Genomic DNA, 1,834 nt, shown 5'->3' on the forward strand with positions numbered 1-1,834 from the left:
CGCGGCGGCGGTGCTCCGGCATTCCCAGCTTATTACCGGCAACACGATGCCTCAACTTAACTAACCCTCCCTTTCGTGATCGCCGTTCATCTCGGCCCCGACCGTGCTGGCGCGCAGATTCGTCGGGAGGAAGTTGCGCGCGATCAGGCGATCGCGCAACTCCTGCAAGCTCTTCTCGCCAAAGTTACGCACGCCCAGCAGATCTTCCTCATTCATCGAGAGGATCTGGCCGACCTTCGTAATATTGCTGCGCTTCAAGCAGTTATAAGCGCGCACCGAGAGATCAAGCTCTTCAATCGGCGTATCGTAGATCTTCTGAGGAATCGGCAGACTGCTCAGCGGCGGCTTCTCCTGCTCGGTCGTCAGGGTCGTATGGTAGTTGGCGAGCTGCGAGAAGAGACGCACCAGGATATCGGCCCCCTGCCGCAGAGCCTCCTCGGGCGTAATCGTGCCGTCGGTCCAGATCTCCAGAACGACCTTTTCAAAGTTGGTCATCTGACCGACGCGCGTATGCTCCACGGTGAAATTCACCTTTTCGACCGGGGAGTAGATGGCATCGACCGGGATGACGCCGATGGGCTGATCCTCCTTGGAGTCGGCGGGGACGTAGCCACGCCCGGTCTCGACGACCATCTCCATATCGAGACGCGCGTTCTCGTTATCCAGCGTGGCGATGTAGAGATCGGGATTGACGATCTCTACCGTGCTGGGCGCCGTGATGTCCGCCGCCGTCACCACGCGCTCGCCGGAGACGTTCAGGTGCATCGTCACCGGGTGGTCCGAGAAGCTGCGCAGGCGCAGCTTCTTGATATTGAGCACGATATCGGTGACATCCTCCATGACGTTGGGGATATCCTGAAACTCGTGCTGGACCCCCTCGATGCGGATCGACGTCACCGCCGCACCCGGCAACGACGACAGGAGCACACGTCGCAGGGCATTGCCCACCGTGACGCCGTACCCCGCCTCCAGCGGCTCAATGTCGAAGCACCCGTAATTGCCCTGGGTTTTCGTATTCCTGATGCGCGAAGGCAGAGTGATGTCTTGCAAGGTTCTAACCTGCCTTTCTTGTACTACCACCGCCTACAACAGCTTTGCTCTGTTCGACTTGCTTCGCCTGACTAACGAACCTGATAATACTCAACCACCATTTGCTCTTCAAAAGGCAGTTCAAGATCGGTACGGGACGGCAGCGAGAGCACGCGCCCGCTCATATTGGCGATGTCCAGGCTGAGCCAGCCCGGCACGGCCTTCTGCGAAAGCTGCAGGGCGCGCGTCTTAAAGTACTCCAGCCCCTTGCTGTGCTCACGCACGCTGATCACGTCCCCAGGCTTGGCCACAAACGAGGGGATATCGGTCTTGCGCCCATTGACCTCAAAATGGCCATGCGAGACCAACTGGCGCGCCTGCGCCCGCGAGTCGGCAAAGCCCAGGCGGTAGACCAGGTTATCCAAACGCATCTCTAGAATCTGGAGCAGGTTCTCGCCCGTGCGGCCCGGGCGGCGCAGGGCCTCGTTATAGTGGCGGCGGAACTGGCGCTCCAGCACGCCGTAGGTGCGGCGAATCTTCTGCTTCTCGCGCAGCTGCGCGCCATAGCCCGAAAGCTTGCGCTGGCGGCTGCCGCCATGCTGTCCGGGTCGGGTGTTGCGCCGCTCCAGCGTACAGTTCGTCAGGCACTTCTCGCCCTTCAGAAACAGCTTGACCCCCTCACGTCTGCACAGCTTGCAAACAGGGCCTGTATAGCGTGCCATCTTTAGCTCATCCTCCTCACACGTCCAATCGCACAGCGCACCTACACACGACGCCTCTTCGGCGGTCGGCAGCCATTGTGCGG

2 protein-coding genes are annotated in these 1,834 nt (G+C 60.4%); both read right to left on the reverse strand.

The window, feature by feature from the left end; genetic code table 11:
* Positions 1-60 precede the first annotated feature (60 nt).
* A complete protein-coding gene (locus ACFMO7_RS04575) occupies positions 61-1,050 on the reverse strand; it encodes a DNA-directed RNA polymerase subunit alpha (RefSeq protein ID WP_376794344.1) in 990 nt (329 codons plus the stop codon).
* A 71-nt stretch (positions 1,051-1,121) separates the two neighbouring features.
* Positions 1,122-1,751: a 30S ribosomal protein S4 gene (gene rpsD / locus ACFMO7_RS04580; protein WP_376794345.1), complete on the reverse strand. Its 630-nt coding sequence runs from the start codon at positions 1,749-1,751 to the stop codon at positions 1,122-1,124.
* Positions 1,752-1,834: the final 83 nt, after the last annotated feature.

Origin of the sequence: Thermogemmatispora sp. (assembly GCF_042408735.1) — a bacterium.
Lineage (GTDB): Bacteria > Chloroflexota > Ktedonobacteria > Ktedonobacterales > Ktedonobacteraceae > Thermogemmatispora.